Source organism: Paraburkholderia sp. JHI2823 (genome assembly GCF_038900695.1).
Taxonomy (GTDB): Bacteria; Pseudomonadota; Gammaproteobacteria; order Burkholderiales; family Burkholderiaceae; genus Paraburkholderia; species Paraburkholderia mimosarum.
Genome location: NZ_JAYMRY010000025.1, coordinates 54,273 through 81,161, shown reverse-complemented (window position 1 = coordinate 81,161; position 26,889 = coordinate 54,273). Strand labels below are relative to the sequence as shown.

The 26,889-nt window shown below is 65.8% G+C and carries 23 protein-coding genes; 16 read left to right on the top strand and 7 right to left on the bottom strand.

The genetic code is table 11. The annotated features are described in order from the left end of the window. Positions 1 to 74 precede the first annotated feature (74 nt). The 4 genes from prpF to prpB all read right to left on the bottom strand — a co-directional run bounded on the left by prpF (position 75) and on the right by prpB (position 6,148). On the bottom strand, positions 75 to 1,265 hold the full coding sequence (gene prpF, locus VSR34_RS24380) for a 2-methylaconitate cis-trans isomerase PrpF (RefSeq protein ID WP_342963767.1): 1,191 nt from the start codon (positions 1,263 to 1,265) through the stop codon (positions 75 to 77). 60 nt (positions 1,266 to 1,325) lie between these two features. Further along, positions 1,326 to 3,923, bottom strand: coding sequence for a Fe/S-dependent 2-methylisocitrate dehydratase AcnD (gene acnD / locus VSR34_RS24375; RefSeq protein ID WP_342963766.1), 2,598 nt, complete (start codon positions 3,921 to 3,923; stop codon positions 1,326 to 1,328). Between the two features lie 133 nt (positions 3,924 to 4,056). Next, positions 4,057 to 5,223 (bottom strand): 2-methylcitrate synthase, encoded by a 1,167-nt coding sequence (prpC, locus tag VSR34_RS24370; RefSeq protein ID WP_342963765.1) that lies wholly within the window; start codon positions 5,221 to 5,223, stop codon positions 4,057 to 4,059. A gap of 34 nt (positions 5,224 to 5,257) precedes the next feature. Then, complete coding sequence (gene prpB / locus VSR34_RS24365) at positions 5,258 to 6,148, bottom strand: methylisocitrate lyase (protein WP_036046029.1); 891 nt, start codon at positions 6,146 to 6,148, stop codon at positions 5,258 to 5,260. A gap of 245 nt (positions 6,149 to 6,393) precedes the next feature. Between prpB and prpR the strand changes: the two genes are divergently transcribed. Next, complete coding sequence (gene prpR / locus VSR34_RS24360) at positions 6,394 to 8,439, top strand: propionate catabolism operon regulatory protein PrpR (RefSeq protein ID WP_081723514.1); 2,046 nt, start codon at positions 6,394 to 6,396, stop codon at positions 8,437 to 8,439. Positions 8,440 to 8,456: 17 nt separating this feature from the next. Here the strand turns inward: prpR and VSR34_RS24355 are convergent, their stop codons facing one another. Continuing rightward, positions 8,457 to 8,849: a hypothetical protein gene (locus VSR34_RS24355; RefSeq protein ID WP_028214530.1), complete on the bottom strand. Its 393-nt coding sequence runs from the start codon at positions 8,847 to 8,849 to the stop codon at positions 8,457 to 8,459. Positions 8,850 to 9,050: 201 nt separating this feature from the next. On the opposite strand from VSR34_RS24355, the gene VSR34_RS24350 reads away from it, so the two are divergent. Together VSR34_RS24350 and VSR34_RS24345 are read left to right on the top strand one after the other, a co-directional pair. Beyond that, complete coding sequence (locus VSR34_RS24350) at positions 9,051 to 9,665, top strand: DNA-3-methyladenine glycosylase (RefSeq protein WP_342963764.1); 615 nt, start codon at positions 9,051 to 9,053, stop codon at positions 9,663 to 9,665. Between the two features lie 191 nt (positions 9,666 to 9,856). Further along, on the top strand, positions 9,857 to 10,204 hold the full coding sequence (locus tag VSR34_RS24345; RefSeq protein WP_028214532.1) for a DUF4148 domain-containing protein: 348 nt from the start codon (positions 9,857 to 9,859) through the stop codon (positions 10,202 to 10,204). Positions 10,205 to 10,573: 369 nt separating this feature from the next. On the opposite strand, the gene VSR34_RS24340 is transcribed toward VSR34_RS24345, so the two are convergent. Then, the gene (locus tag VSR34_RS24340; protein WP_028214533.1) at positions 10,574 to 11,020 is read right to left on the bottom strand and encodes a CBS domain-containing protein; all 447 of its coding nucleotides are present in this window, start codon (positions 11,018 to 11,020) and stop codon (positions 10,574 to 10,576) included. A 306-nt stretch (positions 11,021 to 11,326) separates the two neighbouring features. On the opposite strand from VSR34_RS24340, the gene ribA reads away from it, so the two are divergent. From ribA to VSR34_RS24325, 3 genes are all read left to right on the top strand, one after another. Beyond that, entirely contained in the window at positions 11,327 to 11,974 is a 648-nt protein-coding gene (gene ribA / locus VSR34_RS24335; protein WP_036046036.1) for a GTP cyclohydrolase II, read from the top strand. 154 nt (positions 11,975 to 12,128) lie between these two features. Continuing rightward, positions 12,129 to 12,371 (top strand): type II toxin-antitoxin system ParD family antitoxin, encoded by a 243-nt coding sequence (locus tag VSR34_RS24330; RefSeq protein WP_028214535.1) that lies wholly within the window; start codon positions 12,129 to 12,131, stop codon positions 12,369 to 12,371. After that, complete coding sequence (locus tag VSR34_RS24325; RefSeq protein WP_342963763.1) at positions 12,368 to 12,670, top strand: type II toxin-antitoxin system RelE/ParE family toxin; 303 nt, start codon at positions 12,368 to 12,370, stop codon at positions 12,668 to 12,670. Before VSR34_RS24330 ends, VSR34_RS24325 begins: the two co-directional genes overlap by 4 nt. A gap of 424 nt (positions 12,671 to 13,094) precedes the next feature. On the opposite strand, the gene VSR34_RS24320 is transcribed toward VSR34_RS24325, so the two are convergent. After that, positions 13,095 to 13,901 (bottom strand): IclR family transcriptional regulator, encoded by an 807-nt coding sequence (locus VSR34_RS24320; protein ID WP_028214537.1) that lies wholly within the window; start codon positions 13,899 to 13,901, stop codon positions 13,095 to 13,097. A 163-nt stretch (positions 13,902 to 14,064) separates the two neighbouring features. On the opposite strand from VSR34_RS24320, the gene VSR34_RS24315 reads away from it, so the two are divergent. The 10 genes from VSR34_RS24315 (at position 14,065) to VSR34_RS24270 (ending at position 26,882) form a co-directional block, all read left to right on the top strand. Further along, complete coding sequence (locus VSR34_RS24315; RefSeq protein ID WP_342963762.1) at positions 14,065 to 15,048, top strand: hydroxymethylglutaryl-CoA lyase; 984 nt, start codon at positions 14,065 to 14,067, stop codon at positions 15,046 to 15,048. Next, positions 15,045 to 16,319, top strand: coding sequence for a CaiB/BaiF CoA-transferase family protein (locus VSR34_RS24310; RefSeq protein WP_342963761.1), 1,275 nt, complete (start codon positions 15,045 to 15,047; stop codon positions 16,317 to 16,319). Before VSR34_RS24315 ends, VSR34_RS24310 begins: the two co-directional genes overlap by 4 nt. 91 nt (positions 16,320 to 16,410) lie before the next feature. After that, entirely contained in the window at positions 16,411 to 17,718 is a 1,308-nt protein-coding gene (locus tag VSR34_RS24305) for an MFS transporter (RefSeq protein ID WP_028210803.1), read from the top strand. A gap of 2 nt (positions 17,719 to 17,720) precedes the next feature. Beyond that, the gene (locus VSR34_RS24300; protein WP_342963760.1) at positions 17,721 to 18,851 is read left to right on the top strand and encodes an amidohydrolase family protein; all 1,131 of its coding nucleotides are present in this window, start codon (positions 17,721 to 17,723) and stop codon (positions 18,849 to 18,851) included. Between the two features lie 287 nt (positions 18,852 to 19,138). Then, positions 19,139 to 20,038, top strand: a complete 900-nt coding sequence (locus tag VSR34_RS24295; protein ID WP_342963759.1) for an SH3 domain-containing protein — start codon at positions 19,139 to 19,141, stop codon at positions 20,036 to 20,038. 1,029 nt (positions 20,039 to 21,067) lie between these two features. Continuing rightward, positions 21,068 to 21,766, top strand: coding sequence for a response regulator transcription factor (locus tag VSR34_RS24290; protein ID WP_342963758.1), 699 nt, complete (start codon positions 21,068 to 21,070; stop codon positions 21,764 to 21,766). A 125-nt stretch (positions 21,767 to 21,891) separates the two neighbouring features. Continuing rightward, positions 21,892 to 23,211, top strand: a complete 1,320-nt coding sequence (locus VSR34_RS24285) for a FecR domain-containing protein (RefSeq protein ID WP_342963757.1) — start codon at positions 21,892 to 21,894, stop codon at positions 23,209 to 23,211. A gap of 26 nt (positions 23,212 to 23,237) precedes the next feature. After that, positions 23,238 to 25,643: a CHASE2 domain-containing protein gene (locus VSR34_RS24280; protein WP_342963756.1), complete on the top strand. Its 2,406-nt coding sequence runs from the start codon at positions 23,238 to 23,240 to the stop codon at positions 25,641 to 25,643. A 118-nt stretch (positions 25,644 to 25,761) separates the two neighbouring features. Further along, entirely contained in the window at positions 25,762 to 26,388 is a 627-nt protein-coding gene (locus tag VSR34_RS24275; RefSeq protein WP_051381469.1) for a DUF4136 domain-containing protein, read from the top strand. Between the two features lie 113 nt (positions 26,389 to 26,501). Next, the gene (locus tag VSR34_RS24270) at positions 26,502 to 26,882 is read left to right on the top strand and encodes a VOC family protein (RefSeq protein ID WP_028210809.1); all 381 of its coding nucleotides are present in this window, start codon (positions 26,502 to 26,504) and stop codon (positions 26,880 to 26,882) included. Positions 26,883 to 26,889 lie beyond the last annotated feature (7 nt).

The window sequence follows — 26,889 nt, the reverse complement described above, 5'->3', positions numbered from 1 at the left end:
TCAAGAAAAAGCCGCCCCGGCGCATGCAGCGCCGGGGCGGCTTTTTCATTGCTTGACGCCGCGTTGCCGGGTGTTCAGAACGCGTCGCCCGGAACCCGCACCCAGCCTTCCATCAGCACGCGCGCGCTGCGGCTCATGATGGCTTTGGTGACCGTCCAGTCACCGTTCTCCTGGCGCGCCTCTGCACCCACGCGCAGCGTGCCCGACGGATGGCCGAAACGGACCGCGCTGCGCTCGCCGCCGCCCGCGGCGAGATTCACGAGCGTGCCCGGAATGGCCGCCGCGGTGCCGATTGCCACGGCCGCCGTGCCCATCATGGCGTGGTGCAGCTTGCCCATCGACATGGCGCGCACGAGCACGTCCACATCGCCGGCCTCCACGCGCTTGCCGCTCGACGCCGTGTAGCCCGCGGGCTTCGCGACGAAGGCGATCTTGGGCGTGTGCTGGCGCGTCGCGATCTCGTCGAGGCTCTTGATGAGGCCCATGCGCAGCGCGCCGTACGCGCGGATCGTCTCGAACTTCTTCAGTGCCGCGGCGTCGCTGTTGATCGCGTCCTGCAACTCCGTGCCCGTGTAGCCGATGGCCTCGGCGTTCACGAAGATCGTCGGGATGCCCGCGTTGATCATAGTGGCCTCAAGCGTGCCCACGCCCGGCACTTCCAGGTCGTCGACGAGATTGCCGGTGGGGAACATCGCGCCGCCTGCGCCTTCTTCCTCGGCCGCCGGGTCGAGGAATTCGAGCTGCACTTCGGCGGCGGGGAAGGTCACGCCGTCCAGCTCGAAGTCGCCCGTTTCCTGCACGTGGCCGTTCGTCATTGGCACGTGCGCGATGATGGTCTTGCCGATGTTGGCCTGCCAGATGCGCACGGTCGCAATGCCGTTGTCGGGCACGCGGCTCGGGTCGATCAGGCCGCCGCTGATCGCGAACGGGCCGACCGCGGCGGAGAGGTTGCCGCAGTTGCCGCTCCAGTCGACGAAGGCTTTGTCGATGGACACCTGGCCGAACAGATAGTCGACGTCGTGACCGGGCTTGCTGCTCTTCGCCACGATCACGGTCTTGCTCGTGCTGGAGGTCGCGCCTCCCATGCCGTCGATCTGCTTGGCGTACGGGTCGGGGCTGCCGATCACGCGCATGAGCAGTCTGTCGCGTGCCTCGCCCGGCTGCTGCGCGGAGGCGGGCAGATCCTGGAGGCGGAAAAACACGCCTTTGCTGGTGCCGCCGCGCATGTACGTGGCGGGAATTTTGATCTGGGGTACGTGTGCCATGTGTTGTCCTGAAACGAAAGGCGGCGCCTGCGTGTCACCGCGGCGCCGCCCGTTGCTCGTTTATGCCGCTGCCTGCGACGACTCGAGGAAGTCCTGTGCGAAACGCTGCAGCACGCCACCCGCCTCGTAGATCGACACTTCTTCCGCGGTGTCGAGCCGGCAGGTCACCGGCACTTCCACGCGCTCGCCGTCCCTGCGATGGATCACGAGCGTGAGGTCGGCGCGCGGCGTGCGACCGCCGACCACATCGTACGTTTCCGTGCCGTCGATGCCGAGCGTCGTGCGGTTCGTGCCCGCCTTGAATTCCAGCGGCAGCACGCCCATGCCGATCAGGTTCGTGCGGTGAATGCGCTCGAAACCTTCGGCGACGATGACCTCCACGCCCGCGAGACGCACGCCCTTGGCCGCCCAGTCGCGCGAGCTGCCCTGGCCGTAGTCCGCACCCGCGACGATGATGAGCGGCTGCTTGCGTTCCATGTAGGTTTCAATGGCTTCCCACATGCGCGTGACCTTGCCTTCCGGTTCGATGCGCGCGAGCGAGCCCTTCTTCACGGCGCCGTCCACCACGGCCATCTCGTTGATGAGCGTGGGGTTCGCGAAGGTTGCGCGCTGCGCCGTGAGGTGGTCGCCGCGGTGCGTGGCGTACGAGTTGAAGTCCTCTTCGGGCAAGCCCATCTTCGCGAGGTATTCACCGGCCGCGCTGTTCGGCAGGATCGCATTGGAAGGCGAGAGGTGGTCCGTCGTGATGTTGTCGCCGAGCACGGCGAGCGGGCGCAGGCCCTTGAGCGTGCGCTCGCCCGCGAGCGCGCCTTCCCAGTACGGCGGGCGGCGGATGTAGGTGCTTTGCGCTCGCCAGTCGTAGAGCGGGTCGGTCGTTTCGCCGCTTGCGGCCGTGGCCGCGAACATCGGTTCGTACACCTTGCGGAACTGCTCGGGCTTCACGCTCTGCGCGACGATGGCGTCGATTTCCTCGTCGCTCGGCCAGAGGTCCTTGAGATACACCGGCTTGCCGTCCTGGTCCGTGCCGAGCGAATCGCGCTCGATGTCGAAGCGGATCGTGCCTGCAATCGCGTAGGCGACGACCAGCGGCGGCGAGGCGAGGAACGCCTGCTTCGCATACGGGTGAATGCGTCCGTCGAAGTTGCGGTTGCCCGAGAGCACGGCCGTTGCATACAGGTCGCGGTCGATGATTTCCTGCTGGATCTTCGGATCGAGCGCGCCCGACATGCCGTTACACGTCGTGCAGGCGAACGCGACGATGCCGAAGCCGAGCTTCTCCAGCTCGGGGAGCAGCTTCGCTTCTTCGAGGTAGAGCTCGACGGCCTTCGAGCCAGGCGCGAGCGAACTCTTGACCCACGGCTTGCGCGTGAGGCCGCGCGCGTTTGCGTTGCGCGCGAGCAGCGCGGCGGCGATTACGTTGCGCGGGTTGCTCGTGTTCGTGCAGCTCGTGATGGCGGCGATGATGACCGCGCCGTCGGGCATCTGGCCCGGCGTTTCTTCCCACTTGCCCGCAATGCCGCGTTCGGCGAGGTCCGAAGTCGGCAGGCGCTTGTGCGGGTTCGACGGGCCGGCCATGTTGCGCACGACGCTCGAGAGATCGAACGTGAGCGTGCGCTCGTATTGCGCGTTCGCGAGCGTGTCGGCCCAGAGGCCAGCCGTCTTCGCATAGGTTTCGACGAGCCTGACCTGCTCTTCGTCGCGGCCCGTGAGGCGCAGGTAGTCGAGCGTCTGGTTGTCGATGAAGAACATCGCGGCCGTGGCGCCGTATTCGGGCGCCATGTTCGAGATCGTGGCGCGGTCGCCGAGCGTGAGGCTCGATGCACCGGCGCCGCGGAATTCCAGATACGCGCCCACGACCTTTTCCTTGCGCAGGAATTCGGTGAGGGCGAGCACGATGTCGGTGGCGGTGATGCCGGGCTGGCGCTTGCCCGTGAGTTCCACGCCGACGATATCGGGCAGGCGCATCCACGAGGCGCGGCCGAGCATGACGTTCTCGGCTTCGAGGCCGCCCACGCCGATGGCGATCACGCCGAGCGCATCCACGTGCGGCGTGTGGCTGTCCGTGCCGACGCAGGTGTCGGGGAAGGCCACGCCGTCGCGCGCCTGGATCACGGGCGACATCTTCTCCAGATTGAGCTGGTGCATGATGCCGTTGCCGGGCGGGATCACGTCGACGTTCTTGAACGCTTTCTTGGTCCAGTTGATGAAGTCGAAGCGGTCCTCGTTGCGGCGGTCTTCGATCGCGCGGTTCTTCTTGAACGCGTCCGGATCGAAGCCGCCGCATTCCACGGCGAGCGAGTGGTCGACGATCAGTTGCACCGGCACCACCGGGTTCACCTTGGCGGGGTCGCCACCTTGGGTCGCGATGGCGTCGCGCAGGCCGGCGAGGTCGACGAGCGCGGTTTGCCCGAGGATGTCGTGGCAGACCACGCGCGCGGGGAACCACGGAAAGTCGAGGTCGCGCTTGCGCTCGATGAGCTGCTTGAGCGATGCGGTGAGCGTGGCCGGGTCGCAGCGGCGCACGAGGTTTTCGGCGAGCACGCGCGAGGTGTACGGCAGCGTGTCGTAGGCGCCGGGCTGGATGGCCTCGACGGCTTCGCGCGCGTCGAAGTAATCGAGCCGGGTGCCGGGGAGGGACTTGCGGTAGGCGGTATTCACGGCTTGGGGACCAAAGATGTAAGGGGTTTGCGGCGGCTGAGCGCGCCTGAGCCATGCACTCACTTTACGCGCGCGCCGCCGTCTCGCAGTCGTGCGGACGGCATAGACCATCCGGACGACTGGCGTGCTTCGATCAGCGCTTGCCGATCGGCACGAAGTTCAGATTCTCCGGACCCGTGTAATTCGCGCTCGGGCGGATGATCTTGTTGTCGACGCGCTGCTCGATGATGTGCGCGCTCCAGCCGGCCGTGCGCGCGATCACGAAGATCGGCGTGAACATGGCCGTCGGGATGCCCATCATGTGATAGGACACGGCGCTGAACCAGTCGAGGTTCGGGAACATCTTCTTGACTTCCCACATCGTCGATTCGAGGCGCTCGGCGATATCGAACAGCTTCATGTTCGACTGCTCCTTCGAGAGCTTCTTCGCGATTTCCTTGATGACCTTGTTGCGCGGGTCCGAGATCGTGTACACCGGGTGGCCGAAGCCGATCACGACTTCCTTCTTCTCCACGCGCGCGCGGATATCGGCTTCTGCTTCGTCGGCGTTTTCGTAGCGCGACTGGATCTCGAACGCGACTTCGTTCGCGCCGCCGTGCTTCGGGCCGCGCAGCGCGCCGATCGCGCCCGTGATGGCCGAGTAGATGTCCGAGCCCGTGCCCGCGATCACGCGGCCCGTGAACGTCGAGGCGTTGAACTCGTGCTCGGCGTACAGGTTGAGCGACACGTGCATCGCGTCCACCCACGACTTCGAGGGCGCGCGGCCGTGCAGCAGGTGCAGGAAGTGGCCGCCGATCGAGTCGTCGTCGGTTTCGACTTCGATGCGCTTGCCGTTGTGCGAGAAGTGATACCAGTACAGCAGCATCGAGCCGAGCGAGGCCATCAGGCGGTCGGCGATATCGCGCGCGCCCGGCAGGTTGTGGTCGTCCTTCTCGGGCAGCACGGTGCCGAGGATCGAGACGCCGGTGCGCATCACGTCCATCGGGTGCGCCGAGGCGGGCACGGCTTCGAGGGCCGTCTTCACGTTGGCGGGCAGGCCGCGCAGCGCCTTGAGCTTCGCCTTGTAGCCGGCCAGTTCGGCCGTGTTCGGCAGCTTGCCGTGCACGAGCAGGTAGGCGACCTCTTCGAACTCGCACGCGGTGGCGAGATCGAGAATGTCATAGCCGCGGTAGTGGAGGTCGTTGCCGGTGCGGCCCACGGTGCACAGCGCCGTATTGCCCGCCGTCACGCCGGAAAGCGCAACCGACTTCTTCGGCTTGAAAGCGCCGGCGGCCTGGGTGGTGTTTTCTGCTTCGCTCATGATGTCTTCCTCTATCTCTATGTGTCCGGGGGCGTTACTTTTTCGCGGCGAAGAGCGCGTCGAGCTTGTCTTCGTACGCGTGATAGCCGAGGTACTTGTAGAGGTCTTCGCGCGTCTGCATCGTGGAGACGGCGGCCTTTTGCGTGCCGTCGCGCTTGACGGTCTCGTAGAAGTTCAGTGCGGCCGCGTTCATCGCGCGATACGCGCCGCAGCAGTAGAGCGCGATATCGACGTTCGCGCTCTTGAGTTCTTCCGTCGTGAAGAGCGGCGTCGAGCCGAATTCGGTCAGGTTGGCGAGAATCGGCACGTTCACGGCCGCGCGAAAGCGCCGGTAGTCGTCGAGCGTCTTCATCGCCTCGGGGAAGATCATGTCCGCGCCCGCTTCGACATAGGCCACGGCGCGTTCGATCGCCGCGTCGATGCCTTCCACGGCCGCCGCGTCGGTGCGCGCCATGATCACGAACTGGTCGTCGGTGCGCGCGTCCACGGCGGCCTTCACGCGGTCCACCATCTCGTCGGTCGCCACGACTTCCTTGTTCGGGCGATGACCGCAGCGCTTCTGGCCGACCTGGTCTTCGAGGTGCACGGCCGCTACGCCGGCCTTGATGAACGACTTGATCGTGCGCGCGATGTTGAAGGCGCCGCCCCAGCCGGTGTCGATGTCGACCATCAGCGGGATATCCACGGCGTCGGTGATGCGGCCGGCGTCGATCAGCACATCGTCCATGGTGCTGATGCCGAGGTCGGGCACGCCGAGCGAATTCGCGGCCACGCCGCCGCCGGACAGATAAACGGCCTTGAAGCCGGTCGCCTGGGCAAGTTTTGCCGCATACGCGGTGATCGCGCCGACGACCTGGAGCGGTTGCTCGGCGGCTACTGCCGCGCGGAATTTCGCGCCGGCGCTTGCGGGGGATTTGCTGTTCATGCGTGATGTCTCCAATTGAATCGCCGACTCATACTGCAGATAGTGTGCCAGCTCGTTGGGAAGTCGCTAATCCATTGATTCTGCGGGGAATTCGTTAGATCGTGGCGTCGACCCCGGTTTCTCTGGTGAAATCAGGATTTCAAAAATGAAATCGACGCGTAAAATGTCGAGACTGCCCCGTCGACCGGCTCCCGGATTCGTGCCAGGGCAGCGCGCTCCACGCAGTCGACCATCCGTTGGACATCATGAACCGCTTTCCCGCTCCCGCTTCCCCCGCTATTCGCCCGCGTGTGTGGGCCATGGGCATCAGCCGCCTGCGCGATCTCTTTCGCGATATCGCCCGCGAATACGACGAACTCGCGGACCTGCGCGTGGTGCCACGCGGCTTCGAGGAAGCGGTCGCCGAAATCGCGGCGGCGGGGCCGAACCAGCGGCCCGACGTCGTCGTGGCGGCGGGCTCGAACGGCACCTACCTGAAGGCGCGCATCGATTTGCCCGTTGTGCTCGTGCAGCCCACCGGCTTCGACGTGATGCAGGCGCTCGCGCGCGCGCGGCGCGAGGCCGAACACGTCGCGCTCGTGACCTACGGCGAGACGCCTGTCGAGGTACGGCGCTTTGCCAGCGCCTATGGCATCGACGTGGTGTTCGGCCAGTACCGCACCGTGCAGGACGCCGAGGCCTGCGTGCTCGACCTGCGCGATCGCGGCGTGGGCGCGGTCGTGGGGCCGGGTCTCGTCAACGATCTGGCGGCGCGGCTCGGGCTCGTGCCGTTCTTCGTCTATTCGCGCTCCTCCGTGCGCGCGGCGTTCGACAACGCGCTCGAACTCGTGCAGGCCACCTGGCGCGAGACGCAGCGTCGCCAGCGCCTTGACAGCGTGCTCCAGCACCTGCGCGACGGGGTGGTGGCGCTCGATGCGCGCGGCCGCATCGAGGCGATCAACCAGCGGCTCGCGGAAGTGTTAGGCATCGATCCCGCGGCGGCGGCGGGACAGTCGCTCGCGACGCTCGCGCCCGACATCGCCTTCGCGCTGCCCGAAGCCGATGGCGAATCGCTCGAGACCGTGCGCGGCGTGAGCTATGTCGTGCATCGCGGCCCGCTCGTCGACAACGGCGTGACCACGGGCGCCGTCCTCACGTTCCAGGAGTCGCGCGCGGTGGAGCGGCTGGACCGCACGCTGCGCTCGCGCCAGCGTACGCAGCAGTTCGTCGCCCGCTATCGGCTGGACGACCTGAGCGGCGCGTCGCCCGGCATCGAACGCGTGCGCCAGCTCGCGCGGCGTTACGCGAAGTCGGATGCCACCGTGCTGATACGCGGCGAAAGCGGCACTGGCAAGGAGATGATCGCGCAGGGGCTGCATCGCGAGAGCGCGCGGCGCGATTTTCCGTTCGTCGCCATGAATTGCGGCGCGTTCCCGGAGGCGCTGCTGGAGAGCGAGCTGTTCGGTTACGAGGAGGGCGCGTTCACGGGCGCGCGGCGCGGCGGCAAGGTGGGGCTCATCGAGGCCGCGCACCGCGGCACGCTCTTTCTCGATGAAATCGGCGAAATGCCGCTCCCGTTGCAAAGCCGCCTGTTGCGCGTGCTGCAGGAGCGCGAGGTGGTGCGCCTGGGCGCGACGGAGCCCACCCGCGTGGACGTGCGCGTGGTCGCCGCCACGCACCGCGCGCTCACCGAGCAGATCGAGGCGGGCGAGTTTCGCGCCGACCTCTTCTATCGCCTGAACATCCTCAATCTGGCCATTCCGCCGCTGCGCGAACGCGGCGCGGACATCCCGCTGCTCGCGGCCGAACTCCTGTTTCAGGCCTCGCGCCGCGAGCCGCGCGTGGCCGTTCGCATCCGCACGCCCGAGGACGCCGCTCGCACGCTCGCGCTGGTGAGCGGCGCGCTGGCGCGCCACGCGTGGCCGGGCAACGTGCGCGAACTGCAGAACGTGATCGAGCGGATGGTGGTGGAACTGGCGGATTCGGAAGAGGACGTGCTGACGCCGGACGTGCTGCGCTCGATCGCGCCGGAGGTGTTCGAGTCGCGCCGCGCCGTGGGTGCTTCGACGGCGACGGCGGGCGAGGCCGCGCTGACGTTGCGCGAACGCAGCCTCCATACAGAAGCCGACGAAATCCGCGCCGCGCTCGACGCGTGCAACGGCGATCGCGACCGCGCTTGCGAGATGCTCGGCATCAGCAAGACGACGCTCTGGCGGCGCCTCACGGCCGCGAATGGCAAGCGCGGCAAGACAGGCGGCGGGACCAGCGAGGCGAGCCTGGCGACGACGCCGCGCAAGACACCGCGCGGCTGAGGCCATGCCCCGTGCGTTCAGTTCTTCAACGCGTTGAGGAGCGGGACGACCGTTCCATGCAGGTGGAGGATCTCCGGACTTGCCTGCAGCAGTGCCTGATAGCGCTCGTAGAACTCCGCCGATTCCTCGCCGGAAAAGAGCGCCGCTACGCCTTGGGCGGCGCCGATGCGGTCGTCGGGGCTCGCGTCCTTCGCGTCGAGCGTTTCATCGACGTTGGCGATGACCGTCGACAGCGGCGCGAGCCAGCGAAAACCCGAGCCGTTGATGAGCACTTGCAGGAAGGCCGCCGGCGTGACGGGCCCGAACTCGCGCTCGTACCCGGCGCGCTCGTGATCGAGGATCGCCTTGTGCAGCGTGAGCAGGGGCTTGCGCACGGTCGAGAGGAATTGAATCGCGCTTTGTTCGTTCATCGTGCGGCTCCTTATGTGGCGCATGCCTGGTCGCGAGGTGGCGCGAAACTGCCGCGCGGATATGCCGACGATGGTAGCGCAATGGCCGGCCGCGCGTGGCTATGCACAGCGCGTTCGTGAGCGGTGCTACAGCTACACTCTGCCGGTTCGCGAAGGCAGGACGTGCGCCTTCCTGAACGGAAATCCCGGGAGAGCCTTTCGATGACGATACTGCCATTGCACCGCGACGACCTGCCGACCGATACCGCCGAGCTCGCCCGCTTCATGGTGGGCAAATATCTCGTCCGCGACCTCGCGCGCGGGCGCATTGCGGGGCGGCTGGTCGAGGTCGAGGCCTACCCCGTGGGCGACTCGACGAGCTACGCCTACATCGGACGTCGGCCTTACAACGCGGCGATGTTCCTCGAGCGCGGTCATGCGCACGTGCGGCTGACCTACGGCAGCGCATGGATGTTCAATATGTCGAGCGAAACGGTGGACGTGGGCGCCGGGATCCTGTTTCGCGCGCTGGAGCCCATCGAAGGTATCGACGAGATGGCGGCGCTGCGCCCCGGCGTACCGCTGCGAGATCTCGCGCGCGGACCAGGGCGGCTCTCGCAGGCGTTAGGTGTTGGGGCAGCGTTCGACGGCGTCGATTTGTGTCGCGGGCACGGTCTCTGGATCGGTCGCGTGGAGGAACCGGCGCGGCCGGTTGGCGTGACGACGCGCATCGGACTTTCTCGTGAAATGGACCGGCCGCTGCGCTTCTACGAATTGGGCAGCCGGTTCGTGAGCGGACCGCGCAGGTTGCTGGACGGAGGCATCGTCGCGATTTGACCGGTGCAGGCGAGGGGCCGCGAGGCGCGCCCGCTTGGGGGCCGGGCGTACACAGGGCATTGTTGCCCGCGTTGAAACTGTATTTTTTCAAATTAAGGGTTTCCCCTGGTCTTTTGCCTCACTAAACTGAAATCACTGAATCCGGCGACGCACAGAGCGCCGGCGTAAAACAAGTGATGGAGGTAAGCACCATGAAGACCCGCACCCTGATCCAGGCGGCATTCGTCGCCGCCCTGGTGGCCGCTCCGGCCCTGTCGTTCGCGCAGGCGCAAAGCGATGCGCCGAAGACGCGCGCCGAAGTCAAGGCCGAACTGATCCAGCTTGAAAAGGCTGGCTACAACCCCGCCAAAGTCAACGACACCAGCTATCCCGGCGACATTCAGGCCGCCGAAGCGCGCGTGACGCAGCAACAAGGCCTCGCGCAGCAGCAAGCGCCGGCAGCCGACACGAGTGGCTATGGCCCGTCGACCTCGGGTTCGGCGCAGTCGGGCCAGCCGGCCACGATGCATCCGTCGCAATCGGTGTATTTCGGCAATTAAGCGGCAACTGAGAGGTAACTGAGCGGCAACCCATCCGGCAAGCCCCCTGACCGGTTAGCGCCGCAAACCCCGTTGCTCGCGCACCGGCACGAGCAACATCGCGTGGCGGTAGGCCGTGGCCGATCCTGCGCAGCCCGGTGCCGCTGGCTAGCGCAACCAGTCAGCGTTGCCGCCCGGCAAGGCTGCCTGCCAAGGCTCCCAACGACAGCAGCGAAGGCGGATGCAATTCCGCCTTCGCCCCAACCGCCTGCGCGAACTTCGCGCGCATCATACGTGGAACCTCCGCCGCCGCAAGGTGGCTTCGCCCAACCCCGCAGGGATTGGGCGCTTTTTCACGTTCTTCGGTATCACGAGAGCCGGAGCTGGCCGTCAGGCGGCGCCGGAGCCGCCGGTGATGTAGTGCTCGAGCTGCTCGATCGTGAACTTCTGCTCGGCGATGATTTCCTTCACGAGGTCGCCGATCGACACCATGCCCACGAGCTTGCCGTTGTCCATGACGGGCAGATGGCGCATTCGCCGCTCGGTCATGAGTGCCATGCAGTCGAAGGTGGTCTGCTGCGGTTCGACGAAGCGCACATGTGGACTCATGATGTCGCGCACGGGCGTTGTTTTCGACGAACGGTCCATGAGCACGATCTTGCGCGCATAATCGCGCTCGGTGACGATCCCGGCAATCGCCGGACCGTCGGTCACGAGCAGCGCGCCGATCTGCTTTTCGGCCATCAGGCGGATTGCGTTGTAGACGGAATCGGACGCTTCGATCGTGTAGACCACTTGTTCCGGCTTCGATTTGAGTACCTGTGCAACGCTTGTCATAGGGCGACCCCTCTTCGTCCTTCTGGTTGTGCAGTCATTGCGCGGCGCAGCACGCCGGGCGCGTTGCCCGTCGAGCCGTTGGAAAGCCACTTCAGTATAGGCGGATGACGTGCGGCGCGTCGTCGGGGTATGCGCGGGGTGGCGCCGTTTATGCGATGGGTATGCGGCGTGGCGAGGCCGGCGCCGCAGCCGTCCGGGCGGCCGCCTGGCGGGGCGGGGCGCCGGGGTAAGCCAAATGGCGGTAAACTCCGGTTCCAAACACCGACCCGGCCCCGTGCCGGTTTTGCCAGCCTTTTGTTCCAGATCATGCCTACGCTTCCCGAGTCGTCCTGTGCGGACGGCGAACACACCAACGAATGCGTCGTGCTTGACGCGACCGCCACCCTGCCCACGCGCTACGGCACCTTCGAGTCCTATGTCTATCGGGTGAAGGACGGCGGCGCCGAGCATCTGGCGCTCGTCATGGGCGATGTGGGCAGCGGCGAGCCCGTGCTGGCGCGGCTCCATTCCGAATGCCTCACCGGCGACGTACTGGGCTCGTATCGCTGCGACTGCGGCGAGCAACTCGACCTTGCCCTGCGTTACATCGCGGCCGAAGGCCGTGGCGTGCTGCTCTATCTGCGCGGCCACGAAGGCCGCGGGATAGGGCTGTCGAACAAGATTCGCGCGTATCAGCTGCAGCAGCAGGGCCGCGACACGGTCGAGGCGAACCTGGATCTCGGCTTGCCCGACGACGCGCGCGAATACGATTCGGCCGCGGCGATCTTGCGCCTTCTGAAAGTGTCGTCGGTGCGGCTCATGAGCAACAATCCGAAGAAGTTCGATACGCTGCGGCAGCACGGGATCCCGGTGATCGAGCGCGTGGCGCTCGCGATTCCGATGCGCGAGGAAAACGAGCGTTATATCCGTACCAAGCAGGTCAAGTTCGGACATTACTTCGAAGAGAACGAATAGTCTTGGCCTGGGCGACGGAAGTCCATCCCGATTCTGGTCATGTTTGAATAACTGCTTGACTTGTAAGTATTTGCCAGTCGCCCAACCCCTCCCGCGAGCAATTTGCGGCATCGAATACCAGAAATTGGTATCCTTGCCAAAGGAGGTTCGAGCCATGAGCAAAAGCACATCATTCACGCTCGGTGAACATTTTTCAGAATTCGTCGATGACCGCGTGCGCAGCGGCCGCTACAGTACAGCCAGCGACGTTGTCCGCGCTGGCTTGCGCTTGCTCGAGACCGAGGAAGCGAGGCTGGAGGCGCTGCGAAACGCCCTGATCGAAGGCGAGCAGTCTGGAGCGTCGCGCCCGTTTGATTTTCGCAGGTACGTCGCGGGTAAGCGGAACAAGGCTGCATGAGAGCGTATGTTCTCTCGCCGGCGGCCGAACTAGACCTTGACGACATCTGGGATTACACGTTGGCCAGATGGGGTGAGCCACAGGCTGAGCGTTACATCCTGAGCATCGAAAGCGCCATTGTCGGTCTAGTTGACGGCACGCAGCCGAGCCTGTCTGCTGCAGACGTGCGGGAAGGCTACCGGAAAGCGGTGGTTGGAATGCACGTCGTGTTTTTCAAGGAATCGGCGGCGCTGATCGACGTGATCCGCATTCTGCATCAACGGATGGATATCCCAGGCAGGCTAGAAGACGACAAGTAGCTCGTCAGCACGGTGGTGTTACCCGCAAACAGGGTGTCGCGACTATGCAAGCCTCCACTTCGCTATCACTAACAGGACATCGCTCCTGGCCTGGGTATGCCGCAGCCGCTAGACGCTGTCCAAGCGCTGGTGCCTGTACACGCCATCGACAAGGGCGGGACATCTCGATCTCCGGCCTGCATCGCGTCGATGCCGGTCCACCCGGTCGAACAGGTGAGCTCAACCCAGTGGAGTCCACCGGGTCAATTCATTCGGCGCGGGTTTTGCCGTAGCTTTCGAGAAGAAGGCTTGCTGGACAAGGCCAATTCATTACTTCGAAGAGAACGAATAGCGGAACGTCCAGTCTGCTGTGGAGTTGTCCCACCCGGCCTGATAGTGGCGGTAGGCCGCTGACCCTTCAGCGATCGCATGCGACCGGTCGGCCTTATCGGGAAACGCCGTGACTGTCCTCCCGTCCGCTTCGGTCACTGTATTCTGCGATGCTTGCATCGTACCGACCGCCTTTTCCGCCGAGCGCGACGGTTGCGCGCCTCGCGCTGTCAAGCAAAGCTGCAACGGCCGCGCCGATGGTCGCAGGCGTACCGAATCTTTCCTTTGGCCCCGATAGCGTGAGCGCGCCAACCAACTCGCCCGTGGAGTCGAACACGGGTACGGAGGCCGAGGCGGTCTCCGGATCCCGCTCGCCATAGGACGCCGCCCAGAACGCCTCGCGGACTTCACGCCAGCGCGAATCATGCGGCTCTGAGAAGGCGAGCAGCACTTTTCCCGATGCGCCCTTGTCGATCGGGAATTCCTCACCGACGCGGATCGAGACCCGCACACTTCTCGTCGGCTCGACGCGATAAAGCACCAGGCGATGGTCGCCCTGTCGCACATAGAACGATGCTGTCTCTCCAAAATCCCGGCTCAGCTGATGCAGCAGCGGCTCGATGACCGGACCCACCTCGAACGACCGCTGGTAAAGCGCGGCAAGCCGTAATGGCTGATGGCCGACGCCGTACTGCCCGTCGCTCATTTTGCGAATGAAGCCTCCGTGCTCCAGTGCGCCCAGCAGACGCAAAGTCGTGCTTTTGTACAAACCCGTGCGGCGCGAGAGTTCGGTGAGCGTCAACCGGTCGTCGGTCGGACCGAACGCGTTGAGGATGGCGAAGGCGCGGTCCAGCACCGCGACGCCGCTGGAGCCTTCGGCGTCAGCAGCGGGTTCTGGTGTTGAAGGGGTGTCGGCGGGCATGGGTTCTTTCGTCGTCGTATTCATAGTCCCCATCTTAATGTTCTGTCTGATAGAACTCAAGTTCTATTATTTTGGGTTTACCCGTCTTGCGGGTGGCACATCGGCGACCTATAGTTCTTCTCAATAGAACTCAGGTCTATCAGATAGAACATTGGAGCCGCGTGTGAATACTTCAAATCCGAAGGTCTTGATCAGCGAAGTCGGGCCGCGCGATGGTCTGCAGAGCATCAAAACCGTCATGCCAAACCCAGCCAGGCTGCGATGGATTTCCGCGCTCGCGGCTGCCGGAATCAGGGAAATCGAAGTGGGATCGTTCGTGCCGGCGAAGCTGCTGCCGCAGATGGCGGACATCCGCGAAGTCGTCGCGCATGCATTGGCGATTCCGGATCTGCACGTCGCGGTTCTCGCGCCGAATCTGCGTGGAAGCCGCAGCGCATTCGAAGCAGGTGTGCATAAAGTCACGCTGCCCGTTTCCGTGACCGACGAACACTCGCTGGCCAATATCCGCAAAACCACCGGGCAGATGATCGAAGAAGTCCGCAATATCGTCGCGCTTCGCAACGAACAGTTCCCTCGCGTGCAGATCGAGGCCGGCGTTTCGGTTGCCTTCGGCTGCACCATCGCGGGCACGGTGAGCGACGACCAGACAATGCGCGTGTGCGAGGCAATGGCCGAGTGCGGTGTCGACGAAATCGGCCTTTCGGATACCAGCGGTTATGCAAATCCGGCGCAGGTTCGCCGTCTGTTCCGTCGTCTGCAAGCCGAATTCGGCGCGAAGGCTGGCGGCGCGCACTTTCACAACACACGCGGACAAGGACTGGCCAACGTGGTCGCGGCGCTCGACGCCGGTGTGACGACGATCGATTCGAGCCAGGCAGGTCTCGGCGGGTGCCCCTATGCCCCGGGCGCGACCGGCAACATCGTGACCGAAGACCTCGCGTTCCTGCTCGAAGCGATGGGCTATGACACGGGCGTCGACATCGACAGGCTCATCGCTGCCCGTAGCATCCTCGCCGAGGCGCTGCCTGGCGAATCGCTGTACGGGCACGTCCCGGACGCGGGGCTGCCCAAGGGATTCGCGTATGCGGACGGCCGCGCCCCCAGCGCGCCACAACCGGAAGGCTGCCTGATCGGGGTGGCGCAATGAGCGACGCAAGCGCAAACCAGAATTTGCCGTATGGCGGCGTGCGTGTCGTCGAGATGACGCACATGGTGATGGGGCCCACCTGCGGTATGGTGCTGGCGGACCTGGGTGCGGAGGTGATCAAGATCGAGCCGCTCGCCGGCGACAGCACACGTGCCTTGCGCGGCTCCGGTGCGGGCTTCTTCGGCACGTTCAACCGAAACAAGAAAAGCATTGCGGTCGATGTGAAGGACCCACGTGGCGTGGAGATCGTCCACAAGCTGCTTGCCGGGGCGGACGTCTTCAGCGAGAACTTCAAGAGTGGAACGATGGACAAGCTCGGCCTCGGGTATGCCGCGCTTTCCAGGCTCAATCCACGGCTCGTCTATGTGTCGCACAAGGGGTTTCTGCCCGGCCCGTACGATCATCGCACCGCGCTCGACGAAGTCGTGCAGATGATGGGCGGACTCGCCTACATGACAGGGCCCGAGGGCAGACCGCTGCGCGCCGGGACGAGCGTCAACGACATCATGGGCGGAATGTTCGGTGCAATCGGCGCGATGGCGGCGCTGGCTCAGCGCGAACGTACGGGGCGTGGTCAGGAAGTGCAGAGCGCGTTGTTCGAGAACAATGTGTTCCTCGTCGCCCAGCACATGATGCAGTTTGCCGTGACCGGCCAGGCCGCGGCGCCGATGCCGAACCGCATTTCCGCGTGGGGTGTCTACGACGTGTTTTCGGTCAAGGACGGCGAGCAGATATTTTTGGCGGTCGTCTCCGATACCCAGTGGGCGCTGTTCTGCGACGCTTTCGGCCTCGCCGAGCTGAAGTCGGATGCGCGCATCGCCTCCAACAATCAGCGCGTGCAGGCCCGCGACTGGTTGCTGCCGCAGCTTCGCAGGCATATGGAAGCCTTCACGGCTGCCGAGATCAGCGCAATCTTCGAGCGTTGCGGGCTTCCTTATGCACCGATCACGAAGCCGCAGGATCTGTTCGATGATCCGCACCTGCTCGCGACGGGCGGCCTCGCCGAGGTGACTTTGCCGCCCGATGCAAGCGGCGCAGGGCGGGCCATCGAGACGAGGACGGCGCTGCTGCCCTTGACGCTCGGCGGCGAGCGCTTGCCACTGCGCGCAGCACCGCCTTCACTGGGGCAGGACACGCAAACGCTTCTGATGGGGCTCGGATACACGCCTGAGGATGTGAGGCAGTTGAACGAGGCCGGGGTCGTCAAGTGTGCGCACAGACAGCCCGGCGATGCGTCGAACCCTTCGGCGAACGAAGCAGCCAGCGCCTGAAGCAGCCACGTAACACGAAAGACACAAGGAATCATCGAGCCGCGGAAGCCGGCAAGGCCTCCGCGCGCCGAGATTCGGCCGGAGACACGACATGACATCCCTCTCATCAAACATCGAAACGGGCAGCGCGTTCGCGTCCACGCACGAGCAGTCCGCGGTCAGGAAGGCGGCGTGGCGTTTCATCCCGCTGCTCGCGCTTGCGTACTTCTTCAACTACCTGGATCGCACGAGCGTCGGTTTCGCGGCGTTGACGATGAATCGCGATCTTGGTTTGACCGCCACACAGTTCGGCTGGGGGGCGGGCATCATGTTCGCCGGGTACTGCGTGTTCGAGGTTCCGAGCAACCTGGCGTTGTACCGCTTCGGCGCGCGGCGCTGGCTCGCGCGAATCATGATCACGTGGGGTTTCTTCGCAGCGGCAACAGCGCTGGCCGTGGGCCCGAAGAGCTTTTATGCGATCCGGCTGCTGCTGGGCATCGGCGAGGCCGGTTTCTTTCCGGGCGTGATCTTCTTCCTCGCGGTCTGGTTTCCGGCTGGCTATCGCACACGCGTGCTCGCATGGTTCACCGTCTCCACGCCGCTGTCCTCGCTGGTGGGCGGGCCGCTCTCGGCGTGGCTGCTCCACATGGACGGCGTTCTGGGACTGGCGGGCTGGCGGTGGATGTTCATCGTTCAGGGATTGCCCGCGTGCGTGCTCGGTTTCCTGGTGCTCAAGATGCTGGCGGACAAGCCTGCCGATGCGACCTGGTTGTCCCATGACGAACGGCAAGCGCTGCAAAGCGTAACCGATCGCGAAGGCGCGTCGAGTCAGAAAAAGAAAGATTTCGTCGCGGCGTTGAAGGACGTGCGCACCTACATTCTGGCGATGATTTCTTTCGGCTTCACGATGGGCTCCTACGGCATCGGTATCTGGCTGCCCCAGATGCTGAGAAGTCATGGAATGAGCGTGACGCAGACCGGCTGGATGTCGGCCGTGCCGTACTTCTTCGCCACCATCGCGTTGCTCTGGTGGGCGAAGCGAGTCGATCGTCGCGGCGGCCCGATCGGCAATCTCGCCGCAGGTCTCTTGATCGGCGCAGTCGCGCTGGGAATCTCGACGCATTTCCATCAACTGGTTCCGGCGATGACCGGCATCACGCTGGCGCTGATCGGCACGATTGCAGGCCGGACGATCTTCTATACGCTCCCGGCGCGATTCCTTTCCGGACAGGCCGCCGCCGGCGGGTTGGCGTTCATCAACTCGATCGGTGCGCTAGGCGGCTTCGCGGGACCGTACCTCGTGGGGTACCTCAAGGACAGTTTTGGTACGTTTTCGGCCGGCATGACGGGTCTTTCGATCGTGCTGGGTATCACGACCCTGCTGACCTTGTCCCTATACGCTTTCGGTCGCGGAGATTGAGAATGGAGCCACGTCCCTCGTTCCGACGCCGTGGGGTTCTCGGCGCTCTCGCAACTTCGATGTTGTTGCCCGCCATCACCGCGCGCCTTGCATTTGCAGGAGAGGAAACACATCCCGTGAGTACAACCAACAATTACCTGCCCGTTCGTGCCGACTGGCTCGCCTCGGGTGCAGAAGCGGCGCTCGAGCCCGATATGCCGATCATCGACGCGCATCACCACTTTTACGACCGGCCGGGCTGGAGCTACCTTCTCGACGAGTATCTCGAGGACGTGCGCACGGGTCATAACATCACTGCCTCGGTGTTCATGCAGGCGCTGACACGGTATCGCACCTCGGGTCCGGAGCCGCTGCGCCCCGTCGGCGAAATCGAATACGTGGCTGGCGTCACGGCTCCTTTGCAAGGCGGCAAGCCGCAGGTTGCAAAAGGGATGATCGGCTACGCGGATCTTCGACGGGGAGCGGCGGTGCGCGATGTGCTCGAAGCAGAACTGCGCGCCGGCGATGGCCGGTTCCGTGGCATTCGACATCTCGTTACATGGGACGCGGACCAGACACTCGTCAATCCCTTGTCGGCGGCGCCGCGAGGGCTGCTGCTCGACCCCGACTATCGGGCGGGCCTTGCGCAACTGGCTCCGCTGGGTCTGTCGTACGACGCATGGCTATTCTTTCCGCAATTGCCGGAGCTGTTCGACCTCGCAAAGGCGTTTCCAGATACGCGTTTCATCATCAACCATTGCGGCGGCGTCGTCCGCATCGCCAGCTATGCGAATCAGCGCGCGGAAGTGTTCGATGCCTGGTCCCGTTCGATGCGCTCACTCGCCGCGTTGCCGAATGTCTATGTGAAGCTTGGTGGCCTCGGCATGCGTATCAATGGCTTTGCGTTTGAAAAGGGCGAACGTCCGCCGTCATCGGATGAGCTGGCGCACGCGTGGAAGCCATGGATGCATACCTGTATCGAAGCGTTCGGTGCGGATCGCTGCATGTTCGAGAGCAATTTTCCTGTCGATAAGGGATCCTATCCATTCAGCAACGGTTGGAATGCTTTCAAGAAATTGACGGCTCAAGCCGGTGCTGATGAGCGCGAAGCCCTGTTCCGGGGAACGGTGAGCAAGGTGTATCGCCTCGGGTAAGCGGGAGCAACCGGCCAGCGGTAAGCCGCTGACGATCAGTGTCCATCGAACATGGAGAACCCCGCCTCGCTCTGCCGGGCCGCCGATGTTGGAAATAGTGTTTAATGAACATTCGATGCCGAATGTCGGGGCTTTGCGGCTTTCGCATCTGCCGGTGCGCATGAAAATGCGTCCGGGGTTCGAGGGCTCGTCGCCTCGCACCGATTTGTATTGGCACGGGCCTGCGACCATCGCCGGCACGAAAGTTGCGCAGTGCCAGGAACAAATAGCTGCAAAAGGGAGCAACAATGTCAAAGCGCCCCCGGACGCGCCCGCGTGCGCCCGCCTTAGCGCTCGCAAGCGCGAGCCTCCTGGCCGGTCTTGCGCTCGTCTCGTCCCACGCCGCCGCGCAAACGGCGGCCTACACCAGCGAACCCGTGGATCTGTACGCGGGTCCTTCCGGCGACTACCCGGTCGTTTCGCAGATCGGACCCGGCGTACCCGTCACCGTGATGGGCTGCGTGAGCGACTATTCATGGTGCGACATCACCGTGCCAGGTGTGCGTGGCTGGGTCTACGCCGGTTACCTCAGCTATCCGTATCAGGGCGCCTATGTGCCGCTCACCGACTATGGGGCGTCAATCGGCCTGCCGATCGTCGGGTTCTCGCTCGGCGCGTACTGGGGCAGCTTTTACCGCGACCGGCCATGGTATGGCGAGCGGGACCGCTGGGCCCACGTGCCGCATCCCGAGCGCGGGCGTCCGCCTGAGCAGCCGGCATGGTACGGCGCGCCGGGACGTGAGCCCCGCATGCCGCCGCGCAGCGAGGAGCGTTTGCCCGGACCCAACGCGCCGGTGCGTGGCGGGCCGGCGCCCGTCAACCCGCAAGCGCCGCGCGAACCGGCTCATGTGCCGCCGTCTGACGTTCCCCACAACGCGCCGCGTCCACACGAGGCAGGGCATCCTCCCGCGCCCGAAGCGCAGCAATTCGGCGGCCGCCAGCCGGCCGGCGCGCCCTCCCAGGGCTACGCGCATCCGCCCGCTGCCCAGCCGCAGGCCGGCATGCGCGCGCCCGGCCCCGCCCCTGCACCCGCACCCGCACCCGCGCAAGGGCGACCTGCGCCGCCGCAAGGTGGCCAGGGTTGGCAGGGCGCACATGCCCCCGCGCAAGGCGGCGGCCGGGGCGACGAACGGCAACACGAGCATTGATCGATAGCGCATGTGCGCGAGAACGGCGGGATTCCCATGGCGGGCATCCCGCCGTTCTGATGTGTCGAGTCGAGAGGCGTTCCAGCGATCGATCAGGATTGCCAGGTAACCGGACAGCGCGAAAGCCATCGAACGCCTGATCCTGGACGGCGCTCACCGCTGTCCTGACGGATTTAACAATCCCTGACAGTAAATCTACAGCGTTCAGGCGAGAATGAGTCGTCGTGGCAAATCGCATATCGGCCGCATGGCGCTTTGGGTGCGCGAGCAAGGCGCCCGCGCAGAGGCGGCGGATCACTGCGAAGGGGGCTGGCTCGCGTGGGACCTGGGGGCAGCCAGAACCAGGAAGTAAGAGCGAACCTGAGTTCGCCGGATAACGCTGGTAAAAGCCAGTGCTTTGAGGTGGATGTGGCGATGGCGGCACGTGCCGGGTCGTGCAGGGCGGAGGCGGCGGGGCTCGCGCCGCGCACGGCGATGGCTGCGCAGGCGGTCCGCTTGCGGGGGCGGTTTCCGGAGACCACGCAGCGCGTAGCACGCGGCCGTCGCCACTTTTTTCCGCAACTGAGCCGAGCGAATGTTCCTTTCCGCTGCGTACCACGAGCGGCCCATGGTGTTGCGTCCGCGAAAAAGATCTGGCGTCGATTGCGGATTTTTGCACTGTCCCGTCGCATCCTGTTCGGGCTCGGCGATTGGCGCGGTGCAAGGAGGCGGACAACGCCGCCCCGGCAGCTTCGGCTCGAACGAAGGTAAATTCGACTACTATGGGCGGTTAACGTGAAAGCGATCCGATTACCGCAGCCGGCCATGGCGTCGCGCACCCATTTTTTCCGGGATGCGGCGAAAGTGGCGGTCCTCGGCGCGCGGCAGGGCCGGCGCGCCGCAAGCTCCAGAGTCGCGAGCCGGCGACCCGGCGCCGGTTGGCGCGCCGCGCCTCGCAAGAGGGCGATGATGGCGCTGGTCACGGCCGCGGCGCGGTGCGGCAGGCAGTCCATCCTGAGACGGTAAAAACAAACCTGGTGGCGGGGTGTTATGAGAATTGCAGTACTGGATGACGATCCGGCGCAGACAGATTTCGTCTGCCAGACCTTGAGCGCGTCGGGCCACGCCTGCCACGCGTTCGTGAAGGGCAGCGAACTCGTCAGGCAGCTTCGGCGGCAGACGTTCGACCTGCTCGTCCTCGACTGGAACGTGCCCGACATGGCAGGCGACGAAGTGCTGCACTGGGTGCGGCAGAGCCTTTCCACGCGCTTGCCAGTGCTCTTCATGACGAGCCGCAGCCGCGAGACCGACATCGCGCAAATGCTCAACGCGGGCGCCGACGACTACGTCGTCAAACCCGTCTCCGCGCCGGTGCTGATCGCGCGCGTCAACTCGCTGCTGCGCCGCGCGTATCAACTTCATTCGCCCGCGCTGAGAGAAACTTTCGGCGAGTACGAGTTCGATGTGAAATCGCGCCAGGCTTCCGTGAGCGGCCGCAACGTCGCGCTCACGCAGAAGGAGTTCGATCTCGCGCTGCTGCTCTTTCAGCATCTGAGCCGTCCGCTATCGCGCGCCCACATTCTCGACGTGATCTGGAAGCAGTCCGACGACATCCCGTCGCGCACCATGGACACGCACGTTTCCATGCTGCGCTCGAAACTCGGTCTGCGTCCGGAAAACGGCTATCGCCTCACGCCGATCTACGGCTACGGTTACCGCCTCGAGCGCATCGAGGGGGACGACGCGTGAGGGGCGCGCGTGCGGTGCGCGCGTCTGCAGTTCCGTTCATTGCCTGCGCGCTCGCGCTCTTTCCCGTTGCCCGCAGTGCCGGTGCGCGCGAGAGCGCGCCGCGCGCACCGGCGCCGGCGCCCGAAATGACAACCTACGTCACACGGCCCGGCGACTCCCTGGACAACATCGCTACGCGCTATCTGCGCAGCCAGGACGACTGGAAGACACTCGCCCGCCTGAATCACGTGAGCGCGCCGCGCCGCCTGCAGCCGGGAACGACGCTGCGCGTGCCCGTCGCGCTGCTGCGCCAGGACGGCCTCGGCGCGAAGGTGATCGCCGCGAACGGCACCGTGCAGCATGCGTTCCACGGCGGTCCGCTCCTGCCTGTCGTGGCCGGCATGAGCCTCGTGGAAGGTGACCGCGTGCAAACAGGCCACGACGGTTTCGCCACGTTCGAACTGGCCGACGGCTCGCACATCGTGCTGCCGCCCGATACGACGCTCGACCTCGCCACGCTGCGCCAGACCGCGCTCACAGGCGCGACCGACCGCATCGTCGACCTGCGGCGCGGAGAGGTGCGCAGCGAGGTCACGCATGCCACGAAGAAGGACGATCGTTTCCAGATCCGTTCGCCCTCCGTGGTAGCCGGCGTGCGCGGCACGCAGTTTCGCGTGAGCTACGACGGCAGCAGAGGCGCGACTGCGGTCGAGGTGCTGGATGGCGCGGTGGGCGTGGACGCCGATTCAACCGCCCAGACCGGTCATCAAGGCCGTAGCGGCAAGGCCCCATCCGCAAAGTCCGTTGCACCGGCGCCGGGCACGCCGCTCGCCGCTTCGGAGCAGCTCGTGGAGGCTCGCCACGGCAGTTTGACGCTGGCAGGCCAGCCGGCGGGCGCGCCTGTCGCGCTGCTCGACGCCCCCGAGCTTCTGCATCCGTCGAAGGTGCAGGAAGACGATGAAGTCGCCTTCGATATCGCGCCGCTCGCGCTCGCGCACGGCTATCGCGTGCAGATCGGCCGCGACGCGGGCCTGCTCGACATGATTCGCGACACGCGTAGCGCCGACCCCCATGTATCGACTGGCGCCCTCGAAGACGGCACGTACTTCGTGCGCATCGCCGCCATCGACGAGCGCGGCCTCGAAGGCATGCCGGCCGCCTATGCGTTCGAGCGCCGGCGCGTCGCGCTCGGCGCGAGCGCGGGTGCGATCGAGGGCTCGCGCGACTTCGCCTTCCGCTGGTTCATCGACCGCAACGCGCAGCACACGCGCTTTCGCTTCGTGCTCGGCACGACGGCCGATCTGCGCGCGCCGCTCGTCGACCGCACCGACATCATGGCGGGCGAGCTCGTCGTGCGCGATTTGCCGAAGGGCGTCTACTACTGGACGGTGATCGCCGAGCAGTTCGACAACGGTCGCTACTATCAGAAGGCGAGTCCGGTCCAGTCGTTCAGGCTCGACTGGTGAAGCGGCCGGAGGAGCCCCGCTCGAGCGTGAGTCCGCCCGCGGGCCTTGGCCGGTCCGTCGGGCGTCGCTTTCTGTTCGAGTGGGCCGGGGTGGGCTGCGCGGGCGTGCTGGTGGTCGTGCTCTGCGTGATCTGGCAGCTGACGAGCGGCGCGGACCACCTGGTGTACGACCAATTTCTCGCCACGCGCTCGCTGCCGGTGTCGCCCGACATCGTGCTGGTGGAAATCGACAACGCGAGCGTCGCCGCGCTAGGGCGCTGGCCCTGGCCGCGCGCGCTGCACGCGCGGCTCGTCGACCAGCTCGCGAAGGCGGGCGCGGCTGCCGTCGTCTACGATGTGCTCTTCACCGAATCGTCGCCTGACGACGCGCGTTTCGCTCAGGCACTGCGCGCGCGGCCCGCGTTCCTGCCCATCCTCCTCACGCCGGCCGACGATGCCGGCCAGCGCGACGCCGTGCGCCCGGTCGCGCCGCTTGCCGAGGCGGCGGCGGGCATGGGCCACATCAACCTCGAAGTGGACAGCGACGGCATCGTGCGCAGCGTCGCGCTCTTCGAAGGCGATGCGCGGCAGCGCTGGCCGCAACTGATGGTGCCGCTCTGGCGCGCGGTGCGCAGCGGCGCCGTCGAGCTTGCACACGGCACGCCCGCGGCCGCGCACGGCGACGAGGTCCTGCGCGCGGGTGCGCCCGGCAGCGAGTCGCGCTTCCTGATTCCGTTCGGCGCGAATTCGCAAACGTACCGCAAGGTGTCGTTCGCCGACGTGCTCGAGGGCCGCGTACCGCCCGAGCGGTTGCGCGGGCGTGTGGCGGTCGTCGGCGTCACGGCCTCGGGGCTTTACGATCGCTTCGCCACCCCGCTTTCGGGCACGCTGGGGCCGCTGCCCGGCGTCTACATTCACGCGGTCGTGCTCGATACGCTGCTCAACGGCACAGCCATTCAGCCCGTTGCGCCGCTCGCCGTCGTGCTCGCCTCGTTCGTGCCGCTCGCGATCCTGCTGGCGGGTTTCCTCGTCCTCTCGCCGCTGCGCACGCTGCTGCTGCTCGCGCTCCTGATCGCCGTCTCGCTCGGCACGAGCGCTGGCATGCTGCATGGGGCGCGGCTCTGGCTTCCGCCCGTGCCCGCGATCGTCGCACTCCTCATCGTCTATCCGGCGTGGAGCTGGCGGCGCCTCGAAATGACCATGGCGTATCTGCGCAAGGAGTTGCGCCAGCTCGCCGACGAACCGTACTTGCTGCCCGAGGCGAGCGCGCCGCGGCGCGAATTCGCGGGCGACGCGCTCGCCCAGCAGATGGCGCTGATGGCGCAGGCCGCGCAGCGGCTGCAGGACATGCGCCGCTTCGTATGGGACAGCCTCGATTCCGTGCCCGAGCCGATTCTCGTCGCCGATCTGCGCGGCGTCGTGCTGATTGCGAATCACGCATCGCGCGAGTATTTCGCGCGTCTGAACGTGGGCGCCGCGGAAGGGCGCGCGATGCAGGATGTGTTCGGCGACCTTGCAATTGTCAAGCCGATCGACCCGGGCCCCGAAGCCATGACGTTAGCGCACGCGAACTGGCCCGCGCCGCTCGACCCGGCGCGCAGCGAGTTCGCGGAGCTGATGGAACGGGGTGTCGAAGTGCGCGCGCGCGACGGCAGCGACTACCTGCTGCGCTACGCACGCTGCACGAACGCACAAGGGCAGGCGGTGGGCTGGATCGCGGGTCTCGTCGACGTGACGGCGCTGCACGACGCCGAGCGCCAGCGCGAGGATGCGCTGCGCCTGCTCTCGCATGACATGCGCTCGCCGCAGGCCTCGATCGTCGCGCTCGTGGAAACCGAGCGGGAGCGCGGCGCGCTGGCCTCGGAGCCCGTGCGCGGCGTGATGGAGCGCATCGAGCGCTATGCGCGCCGCTCGCTCGAGCTCGCCGACGACTTCGTTCAGCTCGCGCGCGCCGAGTCGCAGGTCTACGCGCTCGAACCCACGAGCCTCGCGGAACTCGTGATCGACGCGAGCGACGAAGTCTGGCCGCAGGCGCGCGCGAAGCGCATTCATATCGACACGGCGTTCGAAAGTGAGCAGATGGGCTGGATCAACGCGGACCGGTCGCTGATGACGCGCGCGCTCATGAACGTGCTGAACAACGCCGTGAAATACAGCCCCCCCGATACGCGCATAGTCTGTACCATCGCGCTTGACGAGCGTCAGCCCCCGCACGTGATCTGTTCGATCCGCGATCACGGCTATGGCATTGCGCAGAAAGACCAGGCGCGGCTGTTCGAGCCGTTCCGGCGCTTTCACGCGGGCCCGCGCCCGGAGCTGAGCGGCGCCGGGCTCGGCATGGCGTTCGTGAAGACAGTCGTGACGCGACATGGCGGCGACGTGCACGTGGAGAGCGAGCCGGACAAAGGCACCACGGTGACGATGTCGCTCCCGGCGTTCGACGCGCCGGTTTGAGCCACGCGGGTCGAGTCACGGCGGCTCGAACCGCACCCGAGCCGCACCCGATCCGCGCTCGAATTGCCCAACCGCACGCTGCAGGCCGCCCGCCGGCGGCAACCCGATGGAGTGTTCCGTGAAGACCCTGTTGTCGATATGCCTCTTACCGCTGCTCGGCGCCCTGGCCGGATGCGCGGGCGTGACGACCGATATCGCGGCGAGCGGCGGACTGCCCGGCCAGGGCGTCGCTGCCGCGAACGCCCCTGCGACCTACCATCTCGCGCCGACGCCGGCGCAGGCCGAAGCGGGCGAGATACTGCCGTATCAGACGCTGCTGCGCGACGGCCTCGCTCAACGCGGATTCCAGGCTGGAGCGCCCGAGGCGGCACGCTATCTGGTCTCGGTGGCCTGGGCCACGCGTCCCGCCGACGTGAAAGTCATCGCCAACGATTGCAATGGTGGCTGCGAGTCTGCGGAAGGGCCTGCGTTCCCCTGGTTCGGACGGCCCTACGTTCACACGCTCACGCTGCGCTTTTTCGCACTGCCCGATGGCGCCGAGGTCTACAAGGTGAGCGCGATCAAGCGCGACCGCAATGCCGACGCGCAGCAGGCGCTGCCGTATCTCGTGGCGGGCGCGCTGGCACGTTTGCCGTACGCGGGCGCGCAGCAATGGCGCGTCAAGCTGAAGAGCCCGGCTGATGCGGGCGCAGCAGCGCCGCAGATGCCCGAAGTGCTCTCGGTCTCGCCGGTCGTTCCGCAATAGCCGAGGGGCGTGGCGCAGGGTCAATTTTCCCCAGGTCGCGCCGTTGCCGCGAGCGCTATGCTGACGCCCGTATCTGCCGCAACGGCTGCGCGCAGACATCACCGGAGTCGCTCATGTTCGATCACATTGGATTGCGCGTGCAGGATCTCGCACGCAGCGTGCAATTTTACGAGGCGCTGCTCGCGCCGCTTGGTATCGTGGTGTGCATGCGCGACGACACCTATGCGGGACTCGGTCACCCCGACGAGCCGAAGCTCTGGCTGCATGCCGTACCCGCCGACTCGGGGCTCGCGCCGCGCGGTGCGCACGTGGCGTTCGCGGCGCCGAGCCGAGCGGCAGTCGTTGGCTTCTACGAAGCTGGCCTGCGCGCAGGGGCGAAGGACAACGGCAAGCCCGGCCTGCGTCCCGACTATAGTCCGGACTACTATGCGGCATTCCTGATCGACCCCGACGGCAACAACGTCGAAGCCGTGTGCTACGCACGCGAAGCGTGAGCTAGCG